The organism is Streptomyces actinomycinicus (genome assembly GCF_016741775.1).
Classification (GTDB): Bacteria; Actinomycetota; Actinomycetes; order Streptomycetales; family Streptomycetaceae; genus Streptomyces; species Streptomyces actinomycinicus.
Genome location: NZ_JAERRK010000007.1, coordinates 196,272 through 215,513, shown reverse-complemented (window position 1 = coordinate 215,513; position 19,242 = coordinate 196,272). Strand labels below are relative to the sequence as shown.

The 19,242-nt window shown below is 68.4% G+C and carries 17 protein-coding genes and 2 pseudogenes; 10 read left to right on the top strand and 9 right to left on the bottom strand.

The annotated features are described in order from the left end of the window. The first annotated feature begins 67 nt into the window (after positions 1–67). From JK359_RS16855 to JK359_RS16845, 3 genes are all read left to right on the top strand, one after another. Positions 68–1,291 (top strand): ABC transporter permease, encoded by a 1,224-nt coding sequence (locus JK359_RS16855; RefSeq protein WP_201836325.1) that lies wholly within the window; start codon positions 68–70, stop codon positions 1,289–1,291. Between the two features lie 209 nt (positions 1,292–1,500). Then, the gene (locus JK359_RS16850) at positions 1,501–1,902 is read left to right on the top strand and encodes a winged helix-turn-helix transcriptional regulator (protein WP_201836324.1); all 402 of its coding nucleotides are present in this window, start codon (positions 1,501–1,503) and stop codon (positions 1,900–1,902) included. Between the two features lie 871 nt (positions 1,903–2,773). Next, a complete protein-coding gene (locus tag JK359_RS16845) occupies positions 2,774–4,228 on the top strand; it encodes an RNB domain-containing ribonuclease (RefSeq protein ID WP_201836323.1) in 1,455 nt (484 codons plus the stop codon). Between the two features lie 46 nt (positions 4,229–4,274). Here the strand turns inward: JK359_RS16845 and JK359_RS16840 are convergent. The 3 genes and pseudogenes from JK359_RS16840 to JK359_RS16830 all read right to left on the bottom strand — a co-directional run. Beyond that, positions 4,275–4,522, bottom strand: a pseudogene (locus JK359_RS16840) (IS5/IS1182 family transposase); the annotation flags it as partial. Positions 4,523–4,572: 50 nt separating this feature from the next. Then, positions 4,573–5,004 (bottom strand): cupin domain-containing protein, encoded by a 432-nt coding sequence (locus JK359_RS16835; protein ID WP_201836322.1) that lies wholly within the window; start codon positions 5,002–5,004, stop codon positions 4,573–4,575. Positions 5,005–5,670: 666 nt separating this feature from the next. Then, positions 5,671–6,066: an LppU/SCO3897 family protein gene (locus tag JK359_RS16830; RefSeq protein WP_201836321.1), complete on the bottom strand. Its 396-nt coding sequence runs from the start codon at positions 6,064–6,066 to the stop codon at positions 5,671–5,673. 431 nt (positions 6,067–6,497) lie between these two features. Between JK359_RS16830 and JK359_RS16825 the strand changes: the two genes are divergently transcribed. The 3 genes from JK359_RS16825 to JK359_RS16815 all read left to right on the top strand — a co-directional run bounded on the left by JK359_RS16825 (position 6,498) and on the right by JK359_RS16815 (position 9,283). After that, positions 6,498–7,298, top strand: a complete 801-nt coding sequence (locus tag JK359_RS16825) for a hypothetical protein (protein WP_201836320.1) — start codon at positions 6,498–6,500, stop codon at positions 7,296–7,298. Positions 7,299–7,605: 307 nt separating this feature from the next. After that, positions 7,606–8,544, top strand: coding sequence for a hypothetical protein (locus JK359_RS16820; RefSeq protein ID WP_307788134.1), 939 nt, complete (start codon positions 7,606–7,608; stop codon positions 8,542–8,544). A gap of 190 nt (positions 8,545–8,734) precedes the next feature. Beyond that, positions 8,735–9,283, top strand: a complete 549-nt coding sequence (locus tag JK359_RS16815; protein WP_201836318.1) for a GNAT family N-acetyltransferase — start codon at positions 8,735–8,737, stop codon at positions 9,281–9,283. Between the two features lie 111 nt (positions 9,284–9,394). Here JK359_RS16815 and JK359_RS16810 read toward each other — a convergent pair whose 3' ends face one another. Then, on the bottom strand, positions 9,395–11,404 hold the full coding sequence (locus JK359_RS16810; RefSeq protein ID WP_201836316.1) for a hypothetical protein: 2,010 nt from the start codon (positions 11,402–11,404) through the stop codon (positions 9,395–9,397). Positions 11,405–11,543: 139 nt separating this feature from the next. Here JK359_RS16810 and JK359_RS16805 point away from each other — a divergent pair, with 139 nt between their 5' ends. Then, entirely contained in the window at positions 11,544–11,903 is a 360-nt protein-coding gene (locus JK359_RS16805) for a hypothetical protein (RefSeq protein WP_201836658.1), read from the top strand. Between the two features lie 75 nt (positions 11,904–11,978). Here the strand turns inward: JK359_RS16805 and JK359_RS16800 are convergent, their stop codons facing one another. Both JK359_RS16800 and JK359_RS16795 read right to left on the bottom strand, forming a co-directional pair. Beyond that, on the bottom strand, positions 11,979–12,341 hold the full coding sequence (locus tag JK359_RS16800; RefSeq protein ID WP_201836314.1) for a hypothetical protein: 363 nt from the start codon (positions 12,339–12,341) through the stop codon (positions 11,979–11,981). 200 nt (positions 12,342–12,541) lie between these two features. After that, positions 12,542–13,216 carry a DUF5707 domain-containing protein gene (locus tag JK359_RS16795; RefSeq protein ID WP_307788132.1) on the bottom strand — a complete coding sequence of 225 codons (675 nt, stop codon included), beginning with the start codon at positions 13,214–13,216 and terminating at the stop codon, positions 12,542–12,544. Positions 13,217–13,753: 537 nt separating this feature from the next. On the opposite strand from JK359_RS16795, the gene JK359_RS16790 reads away from it, so the two are divergent. Both JK359_RS16790 and JK359_RS16785 read left to right on the top strand, forming a co-directional pair. Next, positions 13,754–14,287, top strand: coding sequence for an AAA family ATPase (locus JK359_RS16790; protein ID WP_201836656.1), 534 nt, complete (start codon positions 13,754–13,756; stop codon positions 14,285–14,287). 389 nt (positions 14,288–14,676) lie between these two features. Further along, the gene (locus tag JK359_RS16785) at positions 14,677–14,931 is read left to right on the top strand and encodes a DUF6332 family protein (RefSeq protein WP_201836312.1); all 255 of its coding nucleotides are present in this window, start codon (positions 14,677–14,679) and stop codon (positions 14,929–14,931) included. Positions 14,932–15,106: 175 nt separating this feature from the next. On the opposite strand, the gene JK359_RS16780 is transcribed toward JK359_RS16785, so the two are convergent. Then, positions 15,107–17,527: an ADP-ribosyltransferase domain-containing protein gene (locus JK359_RS16780; protein WP_236677965.1), complete on the bottom strand. Its 2,421-nt coding sequence runs from the start codon at positions 17,525–17,527 to the stop codon at positions 15,107–15,109. A gap of 265 nt (positions 17,528–17,792) precedes the next feature. Then, entirely contained in the window at positions 17,793–18,218 is a 426-nt protein-coding gene (locus JK359_RS16770) for a hydrolase (RefSeq protein WP_201836311.1), read from the bottom strand. A gap of 192 nt (positions 18,219–18,410) precedes the next feature. On the opposite strand from JK359_RS16770, the gene coaD reads away from it, so the two are divergent. Further along, positions 18,411–18,920, top strand: a complete 510-nt coding sequence (gene coaD / locus JK359_RS16765; protein ID WP_236677964.1) for a pantetheine-phosphate adenylyltransferase — start codon at positions 18,411–18,413, stop codon at positions 18,918–18,920. Positions 18,921–18,980: 60 nt separating this feature from the next. On the opposite strand, the pseudogene JK359_RS40395 reads toward coaD, so the two are convergent. Then, positions 18,981–19,151 (bottom strand): annotated as a pseudogene (locus JK359_RS40395) (IS5/IS1182 family transposase); the annotation flags it as partial. Positions 19,152–19,242: the final 91 nt, after the last annotated feature.

The following is a 19,242-nucleotide window of genomic DNA, read 5'->3' as shown; positions in this document are numbered from 1 at the left end:
GATCATTCTTTTTATGAGAGGGCGGGTTGTGAGGAACCCCTTGTCAGGACACCCGGCATGGCGGGAAGTGGTCATCGCCGCCGTGGCACTGCCCATAGTGATCACTTTGGCGGTGATGGCGTTCGCCTGGCCGGCGGGGCGGATCTCGCCCCGCGACGTCCCGGTCGGGATCGTGGGGACCGGGCCGGCCAGCCAGCACGCGGTGGAGGGACTGACCCGTGCGAAGCCCGGCGCGTTCGACTTCCACCTCTATGCCGACCAGCAGGCCGCGCGATCGGCGATCAGGAACCGGGATGTCTACGGCGCCCTCGCCATCTCCGGCCACAGCATCACCGTGCTGAAGGCCACCGCCGCCAGCCCTTCCGTGGCCCAGCTTTTGACCGATGTCGGACAACACCTGGCCGACAAGACCACCCAGCAGATCGCCGAGCAGGCCGCCCGGCAGAAGGCCGCCGGTGCGCATGCCCCGGCGAAGGCCCACAAGCAGGCAGCCGCCCAGCGGGGCGCTGCCCAGCAGAAGGCCGCCCAGCAGGGAGCCGCCCGGCAGGGAGGCGCTGGTGCTGATTCCTCTGTGAAGATCCTTGTGAAGGCGGTCGACGTGGTGCCTGTCGCCGCAGAGGACCCTCGGGGTGTGGTGTTCAGCTCAACGGTCTTCCCGCTCACGATCTGCGGCATCCTGATCGGGGCGTTCGTCGCCATGGCTCGCGGCCTGGCACGCCCGCGGCACCGCGTGCTGACACTTCTCGTCGCATGCGCCGTCGCGGCCCTGGGCGTCTATCTCGTGGCCCAGGGTTTCCTCGGGGCGCTGCCCCACAATCACGTGGCCACCTGGGGGATCCTTTCGCTCGACCTGCTCTCCGTCGGCGCCACCGCCGCCGGCGTGATCCGACTCCTCGGGCCGGCCGGCCTCGGGCTCAGCGCCGCGGTCATGGTCTTCGTCGGGAACGCCTTCTCCGGCGCCACCTCTGCCCCGGAGATGCTCCCCAAGGGCGTGGACCACATCGGCCAGTGGCTGCCCCCTGGCGCCGGAGCCAGCCTGCTTCGCGACACCACGTACTTCGACGGCAACTCCGCTGCCGGCCATCTCGCCGTCCTGGCTCTGTGGAGTGTCTGCGGGCTCACAGCAGTCATGTGCGGCCACTGGGTCACCGGGAAAGGCCGCGGCACGAAGACCGGTGCGACGGCTTCCAAGGAGTTGCTCCCCGCTGTGCCGGGATCCGGCGAGGCTTTGTCGGTTCCGCGTCACGCGCACGCGCATGCCCACGCCCGTCGCCATGACGGTGACGGCTGATGCCGCGCGTTTCACGCATGTGATCAGGCACCGGCCGCCAAGGGCCTCGGCTCGGTGCCGAAGGCGAATGAGGCGCTGACCCAGGGGCGCGGCCCGGCAGACACACGGGCCGACTCCCGGAACGAACACGAACACGAACATGACCACGGAGTACGGCGCGGGGTATGCAAACCGCGATGCCTCGCGCCGTACCGGAACGGACACACACCATGACCACCCCACAACACTCTCAGCCGGTACGCCCGTCCGAACGCACGCAGTCGACCGATGGCTCTCCTGCCATCACTCGGGCCTTCGCCTTGCTCAGCAGGCGCTGGAACGGCCTGATCCTCATGGCTCTGGCCAAAGGGCCGGCCGACGTCGCACAGATTCGCGAGCGCGTCCCGCGCATCAGCGACCGCATGCTCGCCCAGCGCCTCCAGGAACTGACCGCGATCGACCTGATCGCCCAAGACGTCCGGCCCGGCCGGTCGTCGGGAACGCGTTACGCACTCTCTCCGCACGGCAAGGCCTTCCTCATCCCCCTGGCCGTCTTGTTCCTGTGGGCGGAGGATCACCTTCCGGCGAGCGGCTCTCCGGCATCGGATCAACCGGCCTCGCCAGGCCACTGACCTCGCTTTCCGCACCGGTGGGGAAGAGTTGGCATCGGACACGTGACTTCGGTGGGGGATCGACCGACCCGTGGGTGAGTTCGGCGGCCAGGAAGCGTGTCAGCAGTGGGCGTTGCCGGCTGCGCCGCGTTCTTACCGCGGCTTCGAGGAGTACGGCTGTGGCTGGTGCGGCATGGTCGGGAACACTGCGGATCTCTGCTGTGATGCCTTGGCGTGCGAGCAGGCCACGGACAGTGCTGGCGAGTGGGGGCCCTGGGCGAGGAAGTAATTGCGCCCCGCCGGAGAGGAGTTGGTCCTCAGCCTCTCCACGGCCGGCACGTGCGCCTCGGCTGCAGAACCAGTTGCTCGGCGTGATGCCTCGATCGATGCCGACTGCGAGACTTCGCGGCATGACGCAATCTGCTCTGACCCAGGCCGAATATCTGAGTGAAGTGGAGAGACTGGCCCGGGAGGTCCGGTCTGCTGCGCTGGAAGAGGGGTGGCTTTGTTACGGCCGTGATCCTGAGGACGCGACCGCCCTCCAGAGGGCTGTGAACGCACTGCCCGGGGTGGGCCGGCCCCATGACTCTGTCGCCGCGCGCCGTGAAGAAGTCGGGCTTGCTGGATGAGGCGTGACGCCCCATGCGAGCGTGCGGGGGACCAGCTAGGTGCCGTTGCGTTGTGAGTCGTTCCAGAAGCGGTGCATCGCGAGGCAGAGGGTCGTCCTCGTACTGGGCGTACGGGCGATCCGACAACGCGGCGGTGCCGTAGCTGTCGTCGCGCGACCTCCGGCGATGTCCCCTCCCCCCGGCGGCCGCCGTCGCCCCGGTCCCCTCCGCCGTTTGGCCCCGCTCGCCGCGCTGGTTCGTGACCGCCGCCCTACGTTCGGGGCATGCAACGCCGCCTGATGCACATGTCTGCCGAGGCCACGGACGCTCTGCGCCCCGCGCTGGAGGAACTCCGCGCGGAGCTGAAGGTCCCCCTGAGCTTCCCCAAGCGCGTACTCAAAGCGGCCGACAAGGCCCGGGGTGAGGCGCGCATGCCTGACAAGGACGCCACCCACCTGCCGTTCTTCACGATCGACCCGCCGACCTCGATGGATCTCGACCAGGCCATGCACCTGGAACGGCGGCCCGGGGGCGGCTACCGGGTGTACTACGCCATCGCGGACGTGGCGGCCTTCGTCAGGGCGGGGAGCCCTTTGGACACCGAGGCGCACGACCGGATCGAGACGGTGTACTTCCCCGACCTCAAGGTGCCCCTGCACCCGCCGGTCCTCTCCGAGGGCGCGGCCAGCCTGCTGCCGAACGAGGACCGCCCCGCCCTGCTGTGGCAGCACGATCTCGACGCCCACGGCAACGTCACCGACTCGTCCGTGAGCCGGGCGAAGATCCGCAGCGGGGCCCGGTTCGACTACGCGGGCGCCCAGCAGGCCATCGAGGACGGCACGGCCCCGGAGTCCCTTGCCCTGCTGCGCGAGATCGGCGAACTGCGGCAGGCCGTCGAGGTCGCGCGCGGCGGCATCACGGTGAACCTGCCGGACCAGGAGGTCACCCTCAAGGACGGATCGTTCCGGCTGAACTACGTGGCGACGCTGCCGGTCGAGGGCTGGAACGAGCAGATCTCCCTCATGACCGGCATGTCCGCGGCCCAGATCATGCTCGACACCGGTACGGGCATCCTGCGGACCCAGAAGGAGCAGGCCGATCAGAACGTGGTCAAGCGCCTGCACGACATCGCGAAGGCCCTGGGCATCGTCTGGCGGCCCGGCATCTCGTACGCCACGCTGGTCCGCAAGCTCGATCCCCGGAACCAGCAGCACATGGCCTTCCTCACCGAGGCCACGAGCACGATGCTCAAGGCGGAGTACACCGTCTTCCGCGACAACCAGAAGCCGGCGAACACGATGCACGCGGCGATCGCGGCCCCGTACGCCCATTGCACGGCTCCGCTGCGGCGCCTGGTCGACCGCTACACCGGTGAACTGTGCGTGGCGGCGTGCGCGGACAAGGCCCCGCCGAACTGGGTGCTCGACGCCCTGTCCTGCATCCCGTGTGACATGGCTCGGGGGAAGGGCGGCCTGGCGGAGCGGCAGACCGTGGACCTGGCCGAGGCCGCGGTGCTCAAGGACCGCGTGGGCGAGGTGTTCGACGCCGCGGTCATCGACACCGACGCGGAGTGGGGCAGGCCGCGCGAGGGCAAAGTGTTCCTGGCCGACCCCGCCGTGCTGGCCAAGGTCGTCTCGACCAACGGCCGGGATCTCCAGCTCGGATCCAGCATCAGGGCCAGGCTCAAGCAGGCGGACCCCGCCGCGGACGAGAACAAGGTCCTCTTCACCGTGCCCTAAGGGTGTCCCGTGCAGATCTTGGAGCCGCCTCGGGCAGAGCGGGCCATTGGGCTCGGACCTGTTTGTGGGTCCTGTTGTGGTCTTCTTTCCGAGTTGGGAGTTCGGTCTGGCCGCGGTCGCGACGGTGCGGGATGGCGAGTCCGGTTCCCGGGTAGCCGCCGTCGGCGATCGTGAGGGTCTTGCCGACGGCAGCCTTGGTGGAACTGGCCTCCTCCCATGCCTTGAGGTCGTTGCGGTTCCCGGCGAGCGGTCGGCCGACCGGCCGACCACGACGACCAGGCGGGTGTCCTGATCAGCCAGCCGGTGCGCGGACTCCTCACCCTGGTCGATCTCCCGAGTCAGCCCTAGGAGGGACGCGGGGCGCGCAGGTGCGCCCGTTCCTTCAGTTCCTCCTCGTCGACCAACGTGAGCATCGGCTGACCCGGCGCGCACACCATGGTCACCACGAACTTGGTCGGCGCGTCCGACAGCGCGTTGCCGTCCTGGTAGTGGATCACGTCACCGCCGGGCTCCCAGAACGTCCCACCGGCCTGAACCACACGCTCCGGCTCACCCTCAAGCTCGAAGCGGACCGCGCCCTCCATCACGTAGCCGAACGACGGGCCCGAGTGGCGATGCGGAGGGAGCCCGGGGTGTCCGGGAGGCCAGTCGACGAGGATGGTCATTCCCGTACCACCTTCGGGAAAGAACGGCGGAGTGACTTCCTGCAACAACTTGACTTCGGGCGGCAGGGAACCCTGGTGGGCGGTCCCGTGCTCCGGGTTCTTCTCTGACATGCACCACACCTCCGTAAGCCCGCCCGGAATGGCCGTTCCGCGTCCGCCACGATATTTCGGACCGGTGTGCCGACTCACTCGTTCGGCGGAGAGCAAGTTTGCGGATTCCGGCTCCTACCACTCGCTTCGCGATGAGGACGAGCCGCAGCGCGCATCCATAACAGGCCATGTGCCTTCTGCCTCGCCCAAAACGGTTCCGAGACCACCGTGCCTCCCGTCGGCGGCCGCCACAATCCGGGAATCAGCGGCATCGAGACCGCACCGCAGCACCTCATCAGCAGGCACCTGGTGCCGTATCAGGCGACGCTTGCCCTGTTGCGATGTGACGCGCCGCTCGGGTGCCGGCACATTCGGCGCGTCATCATGCGTCCGTCCGGGTGGCGGAACGTGTGCGGGCTCGTGAGATCGATGACTATGAAGGCCGGAGGTGGCTGCGGATCATCTGCACAGGCACACAGGCACACAGGTACAGACACGGGCACAGGAACCGGCTCCGTCGTGACGTGACGGCGGGGCCGCATGGTGCTACTGCAGTACCAGCGCTACGCCGTCCGCACTTGAACGCCTTGCACATCACTTCGACGGCCGCCCCTCAGCAGCTCGCCGCCAACCCAACCACCGTACTCACACCGCTCGTTTGACAGCCCCTGCTCAGAAAGAGCCCAGCTACTTGTCGCTCTTCTCGTCGTTTTCCTTGAAGCAGACGACGAACCATTTTCCAGGGCCGGACTGGGTGAGCGAGCCGGTCGTACCGGGGACGTCGGAGCAGGCGAGGGTGTCGACGACTGCGTCCTCGTCCATCTTCAGGACCTTGTAGTCGGCGTGCGGGTCCGTGCAGTCGAGCTTCTTGGTCTTCGCTTCCTTGTCCGTTCCGATGTTCTGGAAGCAGTCACCGGCCTTGAGCGTCGCCGACTGGTCCTTCGTGTCGTACGGGCCCAAGGCCCAGAACGCCACCATGCCCGCGAGGACAAGGAGGAGACCGAGGAAGATCAGGCGATTACGTCGTACCTGAGCAGAGGTGTACGAAGTGTTCGGGCCGTCCAGGGACGGTATTTGGGACACGGGAAGTTCCTCAGACAGTCGGGAGGTGCGAAGACGACCATGAATCTAGCTCACCTGCCAGTACGCGTCCTTCTGCGGTCACCCGGTGCGGAGGATCGACGACGAAGCTCCCCTGACGCGCACGATGTCGACCAGGTCCGCAGCGCTTCACCAGAGCCGTCGTCTCTGATCGCGTGCGGGAACGAGGCGAGGGGGTGGGGACGGCGGCCGGGGGAGAGAGGGACGAGGGCGCCGTCGGCAGGGCACTGTGATCGCTGACGGCGGCCGCCGCGGTCCGAGCGAGGCTGCACCGGGCCAGGAACCGTAGGTGCCGTCCGGGCGTCTCTGCCGCCGCAAGTGGAGAGCACCGTCCGGCACCAACGACCTGGGGGGCATCCGCGATGGCCCGAGAGACGCGAAGAACCTGGAAGACCTCGAGATCCTGGAGAGCGGTGACCACCGCTCTCGCCATCCTGATCGGCTTGACCGCCGCCGGGACGTCATCCGCCTCCGCCGACCCCGGCGGACCGGTCGCGCCCAACCTGGACCAGCACTGCGGCGTGCAGAACAGCGGCAGCGGTCCCATGACGACCGCGATACCCGTCGACCGGATCACCCTGAACCTCGAGTCCGTCGGTTACGCGCCCGCCAACTCCTCCATCACCGCGTTCTACACCATCAGCGGCAGCACCAAGACAGGCACCGCCACCGGCGCGTTCGACACCGCCAGGAAGAACGCCACGTTCAACTTCTCGGTGTCCAACCCACCACCGGGCGCGACACTGACCGTCACCTACCAGGTGTGGTGGCACGGCGTCGGCGTCTACTACAGCAACTTCGTGAGCGCTCCGCTGGCGCCCTGCACCCTGGACAACACCGCCTACGTCGACGCCTCGACGTGGAACGACTACGTGACGGTGACCGGAGTGTCCCAGCGGTGCGAGACCGTCGACATCGGCGTCGGCGGCAGGCACGCCTACGTCCGCGAGGACGTCGTGACGGTGAACGTCGCGCACGGTTCGTCCTCCTGGCCCTCGTGGTACGCGGGCCGGCCAGTCTGGGCCGACTACTGGATCGTCGGCCAGAAGACCTACACCTCAGGAGCGTCCGGCGTCTTCGACTCCGGCGGTGAGGCCACGCTGTCGTTCGTGATCACCGCTCCGACCACCGGCGCCGAACTCGACGTGCTGGCAAGCGGCCAAGCCGGCTCGCGTACCTTCCCCGGCCACTCCTGGACCACCATTGCCTGCTGAGGGTGCGAAATACCTGGCAGCGCCTGTGTCCTGCCATGACCTGGCAGGAGGAACTGCCGGCCGCACGCGGGGTGCCCCAGGGGATCCGGCCCGCAGTCGTCCCGGGCACGTGATCGATACGGCGCGAATCGGTCGCGTCCCGGCCGCCGGCTCCGTCCCCGGCCCGCAAGCCGTCCGCCCGGTGCGATAGCTCATGTCCAGTGAACTAGCACTGCGCGGCCTGGGCGCCGCGCGTGGCGGATGGCAGGGGGACAGGGGAGGAGGGACATGATGGAGCGACGGATGCGATGCGAGGAGGGAGTGCGGCGTGAGCGGGTCTGGCTCTGGCGGTGCGGGATGTGGCAAGTCTCGGTTCGACGACATCTACGTCCAGCCGGATCCACGTGCCTACTTCACACGGCTGGCCCCGCTGGAGTACGAGATTCCGCACCACGCCCAGCCGGTGTTCCGGCAGCTGGCCGCGGAACGGGCCGAGTACGGTGACGTCCGGCCCGGCGGGCCGGCGGTACTGGACCTGTGCTGCTCCTACGGCATCAACGCCGCCCTGCTCAATCACGAGGTGACGCTCGCGGAGCTGTACGAGCGGTACACGTCCGACACGGCACGGCGCATGTCCCCCGAGGAACTGGCCGCGTGGGACCGGGAGTTTTACACCGAGCGGCGGCGGCCGCACGCGGTGCGGGTGTACGGCCTGGACATCGCTGCCCCGGCGGTGCGCTACGCCCGCCAGGCGGGTCTGCTGGACGCCGGTTTCACCGACGACCTGGAACGGGTGCCGCCCGGGCCGGAGCTGCGCGGCGCCCTGCCGGAGGTCGGGCTGATCACACTGACGGGCGGCGGTAGCTACATCACCGAGAGGACGTTCGCCGCGCTGCTGGACGGTGCCCGGCATCCCGTATGGGTCAGCGCGTTCGTGCTGCGGACCGTGTCCTACGACCCTGTCGTACGGAGGCTGGCCGCGTACGGGCTGTTGACCACGGCGGACACGTCCCGGACCTACCCGCAGCGGAAGTTCACGGATGAGAGGGAGCAGCGGTACGCGGTCGAGGCGGTACGGGCCCTCGGCCGTGACCCGTCGGGGCGGGAGGAAGCGGGGCGCTTCCACTGCGTGCTCTACGACTCCCGACCCGGTGGGGTGGCCCAGGTGCCCGTCACCGGTCTCCCCGCGGCCTTGCAGCCTGCCGGTGGCCGGGGCGAGGGCCCGCCACACGGACGGAGAAGCCGCGCCCCCGGCAACAACGTGTAACCGCCGAAGCCAGGGCCGAGGTGCTCACGCAACAGCGGCCTTTCGGGCGGCGTCGAGTTGCCGGTACCGGCGGCCTTGAGTCACAGCCCCTCCCGGTGGGCGGGGGACTCGGTGATGGTTGTGCCGGGCCGGTGGCTTGATCGGGCCGCTGGTCTTGATCGTTGTCGAGCCTGCTGATTGATTGGTCGGCATGACTGGAATTGGACTCGTCGCCTGGCCGCCTGCCCCGATCAGGACCGAGCGGCTCGTGCTCCGCGAGTCCGAGGCCCGGGACCGCGAGGCGTTCATCGAGCTGAACGCCTCGCCAGAGGTCAACACCTACCTTGGTGGCCCTCGACCGCGCGCCGAACTCGAACGCACGGTGCCCGAGGTGCCCGGGCAGCGCCGAGGCTGGTTCGTGGTCGAACTCGGCGGAGCGATGATCGGCACGATCCAGCTCAAACCGCACGCCCCCGAGCCTCCGGGCAGCCGTCGTCTGGAGGCGGGGGAGACCGAGCTGGGCTACTTGTTCCTACCGGAGACGTGGGGACGCGGGTACGCCACCGAGGCGTGCACGGCGGCACTCGAGTGGTTTGCCGGCGCGCAGCCCGGTGAGCCGGTGGTGCTCTACACCCAGACCGCCAACGCCCCCTCGATGCGCCTCGCGACGAAGCTCGGGTTCACCGAGCTGGAACGGTTCGAGGCGTACGGCGCCGAGCAGTGGTTCGGCGTCCGGCCTTCGGTCACACCGGTCGAGTGAGCGCGTACCCGACGGCGCGGACCCCGAGGGGACAGGCACCGCTGGGACGGATCCCAACGCCTTCGGACACGGACTGACGGCTGGTGCTACCAGCAGACAGGGCCCGGTGTGTCAAGCCGCCAGATCGGTCGTCCGCTGGTTGCGTTCCGCCTCCGCCTTGGCCGCCAGGGCGCGCACGGCCGCCTTGAAGCGCTCCATGGACGTCGGATGGTCGGGCCCCAGCACATACTCCTTGAGGGTGCGGCGGGACGCGGCCATCGGATCCGTGTGCGGGGCGCGGATCGACGCGAGGATCTCCGGCAGGCGGGTGCAGTCGCGGTCCAGCAGGTAGGCACCGCCGGCCGTGGTGTAGGCCGCCCGGAACGCGTCGTCGGGCAGGTCCTGGGCGTTGGTCAGCACGTACGGCTTCAGACTCGCCACGAAGTCGGCGACGACCGAGGAGACATCGCTGATCAGCATGTCGGCCTCGTTGAAGCAGTCGTACAGGGAGGGCAGTTGCCCGACGACCACGTTGTGGCGGAGCGGGCCGTGGCTGGACCAGAACACCCGGTGCCACTCCTCACGCAGTTCCTGCCAGGCGGCAGCGGCCGCATGGTCGGGTAGCCGGGACTCGCGCAGTTGCGCCGCGTCGTCACCCCGGTGCCGGCCGGCCAGTTCGTCGAGGCGGGCCTTGATCTCCTTCAGCTGGGGGCGGGCCGCGGCGATGGCCGTTTCCGCCTCCGAGGCGCCGCGCCGCTCGTTGTCGGCGCGCAGCAGTTCCCGGATGGCTCGGTCGGCCGCTGCCGCATCGGCGGACCGCTTGCCGGTGAGAGGGTGGGGCTTGTAGACGATCCTGACGTTCTCCGCGAGGAGCTTTTCGATGAGGGGCACGCCCATGGGGATCAGGGAGGTGTGGCAGTCGTCGTCGCTCCAGCCTTCCCAGGTGGGGGCGTAGAGGACGACGGGCAGGGGGCCGGGGGTGTGGTCGGCGTGCAGCCGGATGGGGGCGAGCTGGGGACGTCCCACCTCCACGATGGCGCTGTCGCTGATGGCGTGCCGGACCCGCTGGTACCGGTCGCGGCCGGCACGGCCGGCGACCCAGATCTCGTCATACACCTTGCTGACCCGGTTGCTGCTGGCCAGCTTGTCGCTGTCGCCGTGCCCGATGAAGACGTGCTTCGCCTCGGCGACGCGCAGCATGTGCACGTTCTTGCCTGCATTGCCGGGATAGAGGACGACACGGACGGCGGAGAGCTCCAGTTCGGCGAGGTCGTCGGCCTTCGGCACACAGACCACCGGGATCCGGGTCCGGCTGAGATACCGGAACGACGCCCGCTCACGCAGGATGATCACCGGGCGCAGGTCCAGCTGCTCCAGCGTGTCGATCCACATGTTGACCTGGTACATGAAGTCACGCGAGACGGAGGCGAAACTGAAGTACAGGGCGACCTCCGGGCGGTGTGCGGCCAGTTGCCGGTTGACGGCGGCGAACACCCCCGCGCGGTCGGGCATGCGGCGTGTCCTGCGGTACTGCGCGAGCAGGGCGACCACGGCCGCCATGGTCACCATGACGGTCAGCGCGAAACCGGAGTAGGCGGCCGACGCGCTTCCCGTGGCCGCCGCGACCAGGAGTCCGGCGTGGGCCGGCAGGTCCAGGTGCAGCAGCTTGCGCAGGTGACGCCGGTAGAGGAGGGCGGGCGGCTGCGGCGGGACAGGCAGGTCGCTCATGTCCAGGTTGCGCACGACCAAAGGCAGGATGCGGCGGCGCCGGATGGCGTGGTGCACGGCCGTGTAACACATCATCATCGCGAAATGCGCGCTGAAGACGGCGAGTGCGGCGACGAGCACCGCGTCCGGTGCGCGCAGTCGGCTGGCCAGTGCGAGCAGCATCACCGTACGCACCGCGAACCGCATGGTGCGGTCGAGATGCAGCGCTGCCAGTCGGCGTACGAAATTCGGAGCCCGTACATGCAGGATCTCGTCCACCACGTACGTCACGGCCGTCGCCGCAAGGAATCCCCACAGGGAGGGCAGCAGGGCGAAGATCGGCAGCGCTGCGAAGCCGGCGCCGAGCAGGAGTACGAGGAGCAGGTCGGTGGTCCCGCGTACGCGCAGGATTCCGCACAACCGACGGATCGTCATGAAAAAGGTCCCTCTTCCGGGTGGCGTCGCACGCTGGGGCAGACGCCGCTGTTCACCCCTTCGACAGGGGAAGAGAGCGAAGAGTTGTACACCTGGATCAAACAAAGAGTTCAGATTCCGTTTGCCTGGAGTGGAGGGGATACCTCCGGTCCCGAGCGGACGGTCCGGCGGGCCCACGACCGCGCGGCACCCGACCGAATCCGGCGCCGCGCGGCGCAACCGGCGTGAGCGCAAGTTGCAGTTGCTGGAGGCGGCACGACAGGAACGCCTGGCCGTCGAAGCGGCGAACAAGTCTCCGGAGCCCGTGTGCGGATGCACGCACCACCTCGCCAAACACGACAAGCAGGGCCGGTGCCACGAGCGTGTCGAGGTGCCGGTGGCCTGGGATGAGAGCAAGAAGCCGCTGCGTTACGAGCCAGGGCAGTGCAACTGCCAGCAGTACGTGGGACCGCAACCCTTGTCGCAGGTGTTCGCGGAGGGCCTGACGGACCTCGCCTGAGCGGGGTGGCGAGGCCGCTTTCCGCACCTGACACAGAACCATGGACCGTCAGTGCGATGGGGCATGCCCGGTGGTTCAGGTCTTCCCAGTTCGCCCGGTCAGCTTGCCGGAGACGGTCAGGTGGGCACCCTTGGCGACAGGCTCGGCTGAAGCATCCGTGATCAGCTTGGAGGCGCGCATCATCTTGAACTCGGCAATGTCATCGGCGATCCAGTAGTCACCGTCGTTCGCCTTGTCGGTGGCGTTGACCTGCCAGATGCCTGCGGTGTGGTTGACGTCCTCGGGAAGACTGCCCGGAAGCCACTGCGGGGCGATCGTCATCGTGGCTGTGCACACCGAGGTGGTGGCGCTCTTCTTGACGCACTTGGTGCCGGTCCAGTCGCTGAAGCCCCAACCGTCACTCTTGTTGAAGACGCTGATGCGCGACAGACCCTTCACGCCCGAGTTGTCCCGGATGGTGACGGCGATCGGATAGGTGACGCGGTGGGAAGTGCCGATGATGTCGTTCCCCCCGCCATTGACGGTGGCGGCCGTGACGCGGATGTCTCCTCTTCCCTCCGCATGCGCTCCGGTTGAGAGGTTCTACAGCCGTCGGCTCAAGCGCGCCTGTGGACTTGTGCCGCCGAGGCCGACGCTGCTCACCGTACGTCGACGAAGTCGCCTGGTGCGTTGACGGCCGCGGTGCCGGCGTTGCCTGCGTAGCTATAGCGCCAGTATCCGTCGCGGCCGGCAGTGACGGTGGTCTTCAGGTAACCGGTGGAGCTTGCCGTCACGGTCTTGACGGTGCTGTAGGTGCCGCTGGCCGTGCGGAACTGCAGGCTGACGCGCTGGTTGGCGTAGCCGTGGTACCTGGAGTCGATCCAGTTGACGCGGCTGAGTGTGCCGGTGACGGTGATGGGCTTGCCTGTGGCGACGGGCTCGGGTCCCGCGTTGGCCGTCAGCTTCGAGGCGCGCTGGAAGTCGACCGACGCTGCGGAGTCCTTCCAGTGATGGTCGCCGTCCTTGGCCGTTGCGTTGACGTGGAGCCGCCAGGTTCCCGCATCGGATGTCTGGAGCCACGAGTGGTCCATGGCGAAGTGCCACGTGCATCGTGTGGTGACGTCGTCGGAGACGGTGCATTCCGGTTCGCCTGCTGCCGCGAGGTAGCCGGTGGGGTCGGTGATGGGCCCCCTGTACAGGAGCGGGTCGATGTAGTCGATGCCTGAGGAGTCGCTCGCGGTGACGGTCACGGTGAACCGCGTCTGGGCGGCCGTTCCGATCACGACCGGCTTGCCGCCGTTGATGGAGGCGGCGAGGACCTGCGTGTCCCCCACGCGGGTGTCCGCTGTGGCCGTCGAGGTGCAAAGGCACGTGATCGTAAGTGAGGCGACGACAGTCGCGGCGGCACGCTTGCCCATGAAACCCCCAGGTGGAACGCGGCCCCCTGACCTGCGTGATCAGGGGACTCTGAAGCAGCGGGGCGATGCTAGCCGCCTCGCGGTCGCCCCTGTGTTTCCGGCAAGATTCCCTGGCCCTTCCCCGATGCGGGTGCCGGTGGTTCGCTCGTTTGCACCGGCGTGTCATCGCCCCAGCCACAACCGACTGCCCCAGATCGGAGGGTGCAGGGACGCTGCGCGGCGGAGCAACGGGCAGCCATCCGCGGACGATCGGAGGAGACGCACGTCAGCTGTGAGTTTGCTATACGGAAGTACGGTGAAGGTTGTATCGGAACGCGCGCGATTTTCCTCATAGTTGACCGAGGCCTGCTCCCGCGGATACGAGGGGAAAGGTCACCCGTCCGGGCGTCGGCGCCGGCGCCGCCCGGGAACGCCCGGGTGCTGTCGGCGGCCGTTGGTAGCGTGGCGGCCGTGATGGTGGGCACTGAAGGAACCCGGCTGGTCGTGCTGCGCGGTAACAGCGCTTCGGGCAAGTCGTCCGTCGCGGCTGGCCTGCGCGAGAGGTTCGGCCGCGGCCTGGCGCTGGTCGGCCAGGACAATCTCCGCCGAGTCGTGCTCCGCGAGCACGATCGGCCCGGAGCGGCGAACATCGGGCTGATCGACCTGACGGCCCGCTACGCCCTGGACGCCGGGTACCACGTCGTGATCGAAGGCATCCTCTACGCCGACCACTACGGCGACATGCTCGCCCAGCTGTGCGCCGACCATCGCGGTCGGACACACGGCTACTACCTGGACGTGCCGTTCGCCGAAACACTCGCCCGGCACGCCGCCAAGCCGATCGCCGATGAGGTCGACGAGACACAGTTGCGCGACTGGTACCGGGAGCGCGACCTGCTGCCCGGCGGGCTCGAGACCGTCATCGGGGCCGATAGCGCTCTGCACGAGACGGTTGCCCGCATCATGTCCGACACCGGCCTGGACCGCCTGCCCATCCTGGACCGCTGACCGGATCACTGTTGCGCCGAGGGCGGACATCCCCGCTGTTGGGGGAGAGGACGGGCGGGATGGGCGGCGCGGACGCAGCCGGGGACCAGGCACGTTCGCTGTCGAAAGCCCGTACGGTTGCTGTGTTTCCGGCGCACACGGACAATCTTCATCGCGCTCTGCACGGTGGCCGGGACGGCTTCGGTCTACAGCACGCCCGGATACGGTGCCTCACTCCGAGCCGGCAACGGTGGGGCCGGCCGCAGCCCTCGCTGGACGCACCGACTTCAGTTGACGTCGTTGTAGAGCACGCATACGAAGTCATCCCATCGGCAAGCGCGCCTTCGCTCGGGAGAGTCAGGCTGGCCGGCCCAGACGCCATGACTTGACCATGATGTGAGACTTGCGGCATGGACATGGGGCGTGAGTCGCGGTGGGAAAAGGACGCAATGACGGTGGAGATCGTTTTCGCCCTGGTGACTGCCGTCGCGCTGGCTGCGGCAGTCTTCGCCGTCGCTCTGACCCTCGCACTAGCCTTTGACATCTCCGGTTCGGTGAGGAAGGGCGTGCTGATGGGGGGTGCACTGCTCGGAGCGACGGCCGGGATGTGGCGTCTGGTACGGGTGCTGCGTCGGTTCGACGAGCAGCGCCGAATGGGCCGCTGATCTCCACCGCATCGCCCGCAAGGGCACCGAGACCTCACAGCGACTGGCCGACACCGCCGGCCCATCGAACACACCATGGCCTGGCTCGCCGGTTGCCGCGACATTGGCCCGTGCCACGTGGTTGCCGGGCACGAGTGCTCGGCAACCACGAACGTGGCCACGCTGGAACGGGGGGTCAGGACACCACCGGAGTGCCGTCCGTGACCTCGCTCAGCCGGACCGTGCACAGCCCGCGGGGCTCGCTCTTGACCTCCGTCACCTTGAGCTGGGTACCCGGGGTGAGGATGTATTCCTCCTCACCGGTGAAGGCGGAGAAGCTCTTGATCCCGACCGCCCGGGCCGGCGTCACCTCGAAAAGGGTCCGCTTGCCGCGACTGCCCAAGAACGCCCTGGCCACCTTCAGCTCGGAGGTACACGAGGAGACGCCCCACCAGGTCACCGTCCGGCCCACCGGGTACTGCGCCCGAAGGTCAAGGGACACCCCGCGCCACAACGGCTGCGTGTAGGCCGGCAGCTCCGAGACCGCCGAGAACAGCAGCCGCAGGTACGGCAGGTAGGGCGTGACCCTGGTGCGGTCGGGGGAGCGCAGAACGCTGTTGATCTCGCGGTAGAAGGCTGACTCACAGGTGTAAAGGTGGAGCGCGGCGATCGCGTCGGCGGACAGGCCACCGCCAGCCGCCTGGTCCGCACGTCGCTTGCCGAAGTCGCGGGAGCGCCGGATGTGCCCGGCGAGCCCGGACAGCGCCGCGGAGACCGGGGCGACGGCGTCCTGGAAGTCCATCAGCGGGGTGTCGAAGACACCGGTGATCGTGGGCAGGACCAGGCCCTCGTCCTTGACGCTGGTGAGGCGCTCCAGGTAGAGCTGGTGCAGGTTCATGGTCGACTCGATGAAAGCGCCCATGCGCGCCGAGACATCCCCGTCCGTACCGCCCACGCCGGCCGCCGGCACGTTCCACCCCTTGCTCGGCAGCCAGTCGACGGGGTCGGCGCCCAGCGAGGACAGGGCGTCGTTGACCTGGGCGAAGTGGTCGCCCTCGCAGAAGATGTCGCCCTGTGCCGCCGGATTCGCGTGGTCGAGGTGCCGGACCTCGACGTCCGGGTACTTCTGCTGGAGCCGCAGGACGACGCGCTTGAGGCTGCGGGCGTGTGCCCCCCACCACGCGAACACGACCCCGCGGTCCTCCTCGGTCGCGTCCTGCTTGGCCTTGAGGATCTCCTCGACGATCCGCTCGGCGACCGGCCGCCAGAACGCCGTGTGCTGGTCGGCACCCATCGCCCCGTCGCCGCTCGCGGTCAGCGACGCGTTCAGCAGGAGCACGCCCTGCGTCAGCATCGCCTGGAACCACTCCGGCGGCTGGACCGTGTCCCGCTCCTTCAGCAGCGCCCGTACGTCGGCGATCGGGGTCTTCTTGGCGATGCCGTACTTCCACATCGCCGCCGCCTTGATGAGGCACCGGATGCTGACGACCCGGCCGAACTGGCTGTCCTTCCAGTCGCTGAAGGTGTTGTCGAACATGGCGATGCCGGTGGCGCTCTCCGGCCGCGGGTACGGGTTCTGGCCGAAGACCACGACCTTCCACTTCTGCGGCGGGTTGGGCTTGAGCGCCTGGAACGTCAGCTCGCGGACCGGGACCACCTCGTGGCTGCGGCCCTTGCCGATGAACCGTGCGGCGTCCGGCTGTGCCTCGATGACCGGCTTCAGCAGCGGGAGCCAGGCCTCCCCGCCGCCGTCGAACAGCTCGGCCAGGGCGAGGGGGTCGTTCGCATCGGACTGGGGCTGCAGTGGCTGGTCCGGAGCCGGGACGCCGGTCGTCGATCCGGTCATGGCGGAGGCGCTTTCGCTCGTCGTGGCAGAAGGAGAGGAGGGGGCGGAGGGGGCGGCGGAGGGAGCGGGAGCGGCAGTGCCGTGCGCCGGAGCGGGGGCGACGGGCGTGACGGCCGTCGGCGGCACGATGCGCACCCGGTGGTCGACGGGCGCGTTCTCGATACCATGGAGCTGGGAGATGATCGTGGACCGCAGCTCGTCATCGTCCTCGAACCAGTGGTCGTGGAACAGCGTGTAGCCGGTCCACATCAGATTGGCGCAGACCCGGGCCGGAACCTGGCCGGTCTGCGCTCCCATCCCGACCAGCGCCACGGACCGGATACTGCCCGGCTTCGCCCGGTTCTGCCGGTGGACGGCCTGGAAAGCGGCCGCGCACGCCAGCGCCACGTTCAGCGTCGCGCTCACGTTCTGCGAGGACCGCACCATCGTCGGCGTCGATATCAGGTACCGGGGGACGGTTGCGCCGGACGGGACGCAGACCGCGCTGCCCACCGGCATGGGCCCGGCGAACCGGTCGCGGATCGCCCGCTGGACGCGCACCTGGATACCGGACCCCAGGTACCGCTTGATGACGGCGTCGACTCCGCCGTCCATCCGGCCCCGGGAGTTCGTGGGGGTGACCCAGGCGTCGACGTCCTCGTCGAGGATGGAGCCCCTGCGGATCTCGATGCCGGGGGTATCGGCGAACGCGGCGCGCCACGCCTCCACCACACGCTCGTTGACGTCCGTCAGCACCACCCTGAGCGCGGGCAGCACACTGCTCTCGGTCATCGTCCACTCCTGTCGTGCAACAGCGGTTCCAAGGCCTCGAACGTATCTCCCACCACTGACAACGCAGCCGAGACGAGGGGCTGGTGACCTGCACGGCCGTCAGCGAGTCATGGGATGCGCCCGCCTGCCGCCAGGGGGGCGTAACAACCTCCGGGTGGGGGACCCCATGACCAGCCGACACGGAACACCCCATGGCCTACCCCACCCATGGGGGCCCCGGACGCCATGGCAGATACCGCACCTGCCGAGTTCAGCCGACGGCACTCTAGGTCTTGTTGACCACACGCTTGATGCCGATCAAGACCCGGTAACGCTGCCGTTTCGCGAACTCCGCCATCTCCCAGACCACCGGGCGCCCTACTTCTGCACAGAGATGCAGCACACGCCCCTCGTTCACCCAGACTCCCACGTGAGCGCCATAAGCATCGTCGGTGGCGTTGAACAACACCAGGTCAAGCGGCTTCGCAACCGGCACGCGAGCTGTGGCCCGCGTATCGGCCCACAGTTCACTCGAACGCAGGTCAGGCGGCGCCAGGCTGAAGTGCCGAAGCACCTCGTAGGCGAACAGCTGGCAGTTCGCACCCTCCACCAGGCCGGGAAGGTCAGCGACCTCCGGCGACCCCGGAAAGCGGGAGCCCACGTACGGAACGATCCAGAAGGCGGCTGGTAGTCGGTGCAGCAATGGATCCATGACCCCATCGTTCCTGAGGCCGGACCCGGACGGCGTGCTCCGCCCATGCCCACCGCCAGAGCGGTTGCGGAACAGCCTTTGCAGGGCATTGCACAAGCCCGCGAGGGGGGCATCTCATGGGTGGGCCACCGTGTCACGTGCTGACCGTGTGTGGGTGGAGACGTCCACGGGACACAACCTCGCCGACGCCGCATGGCCCGCCAAGCCCAGCCTCCCGCCCAGGACACCATCCGGTACTTCACTACCGGGGGCGGCCGCTTGTTACTCTTCCCGATCATGCGAGCCCTCTTCCCAGGATCCTTCGACCCGGTCACTCCCGGGCACCAGGACGTACTCCGGCGCGCTGCCCTCCTGTTCGACGAGGTCGTCGTGTGCGTCATGTCCAATTCGGACAAGACCGGCCGCTTTCCCATCGCGGAACGACTGGACCGGCTTCGCGCGACAGCAACCGACCTGAGTAACGTCACGGTCGACTCCCACACCGGCGGCCTGCTGGTCGACTACTGCCGCCGAGCCGGAATCGACGTCGTCATCCGCGGAGTCCGCGGCGTTTCCGACCTGGACTACGAAATGCCGATGGCCCGCATGAACCACGAACTGGCCGAAGTCGAAACGTTTTTCATCGCTTCCGATCCAACCCTGGCCCACATCTCCTCCACCCTCGTCACCGCGATGAGCCAGCAGCACCGCGTCCCCGAATGACGATTTGAGCGAGCCACTGCCGGCAATCTGGGGCGGCAGCGAGGGTTCCTCAGACATGTACTACGTCGTGAGGTGGACGAGCCGTCTGTAGCAGCAGAGAGCTGCAGCGAGACCGAGGTTAGCCAGGTAGTCGCGGGGACGGCGTTCGTAACGGTGGTTGAGTCGGCGGTGGCTCCATGCTGTGCAGTCAGTGCGGCTGCCCGGCACCGGCCGACCGCGACGACCTGGACGGCCGACCGCGACAACCTGGCCGTTGTTGGCGTCGATGAAGCGAAGGCCCACCTGATGATCCGGATGATCCGGCGGGTACGGGTGCGCTGTC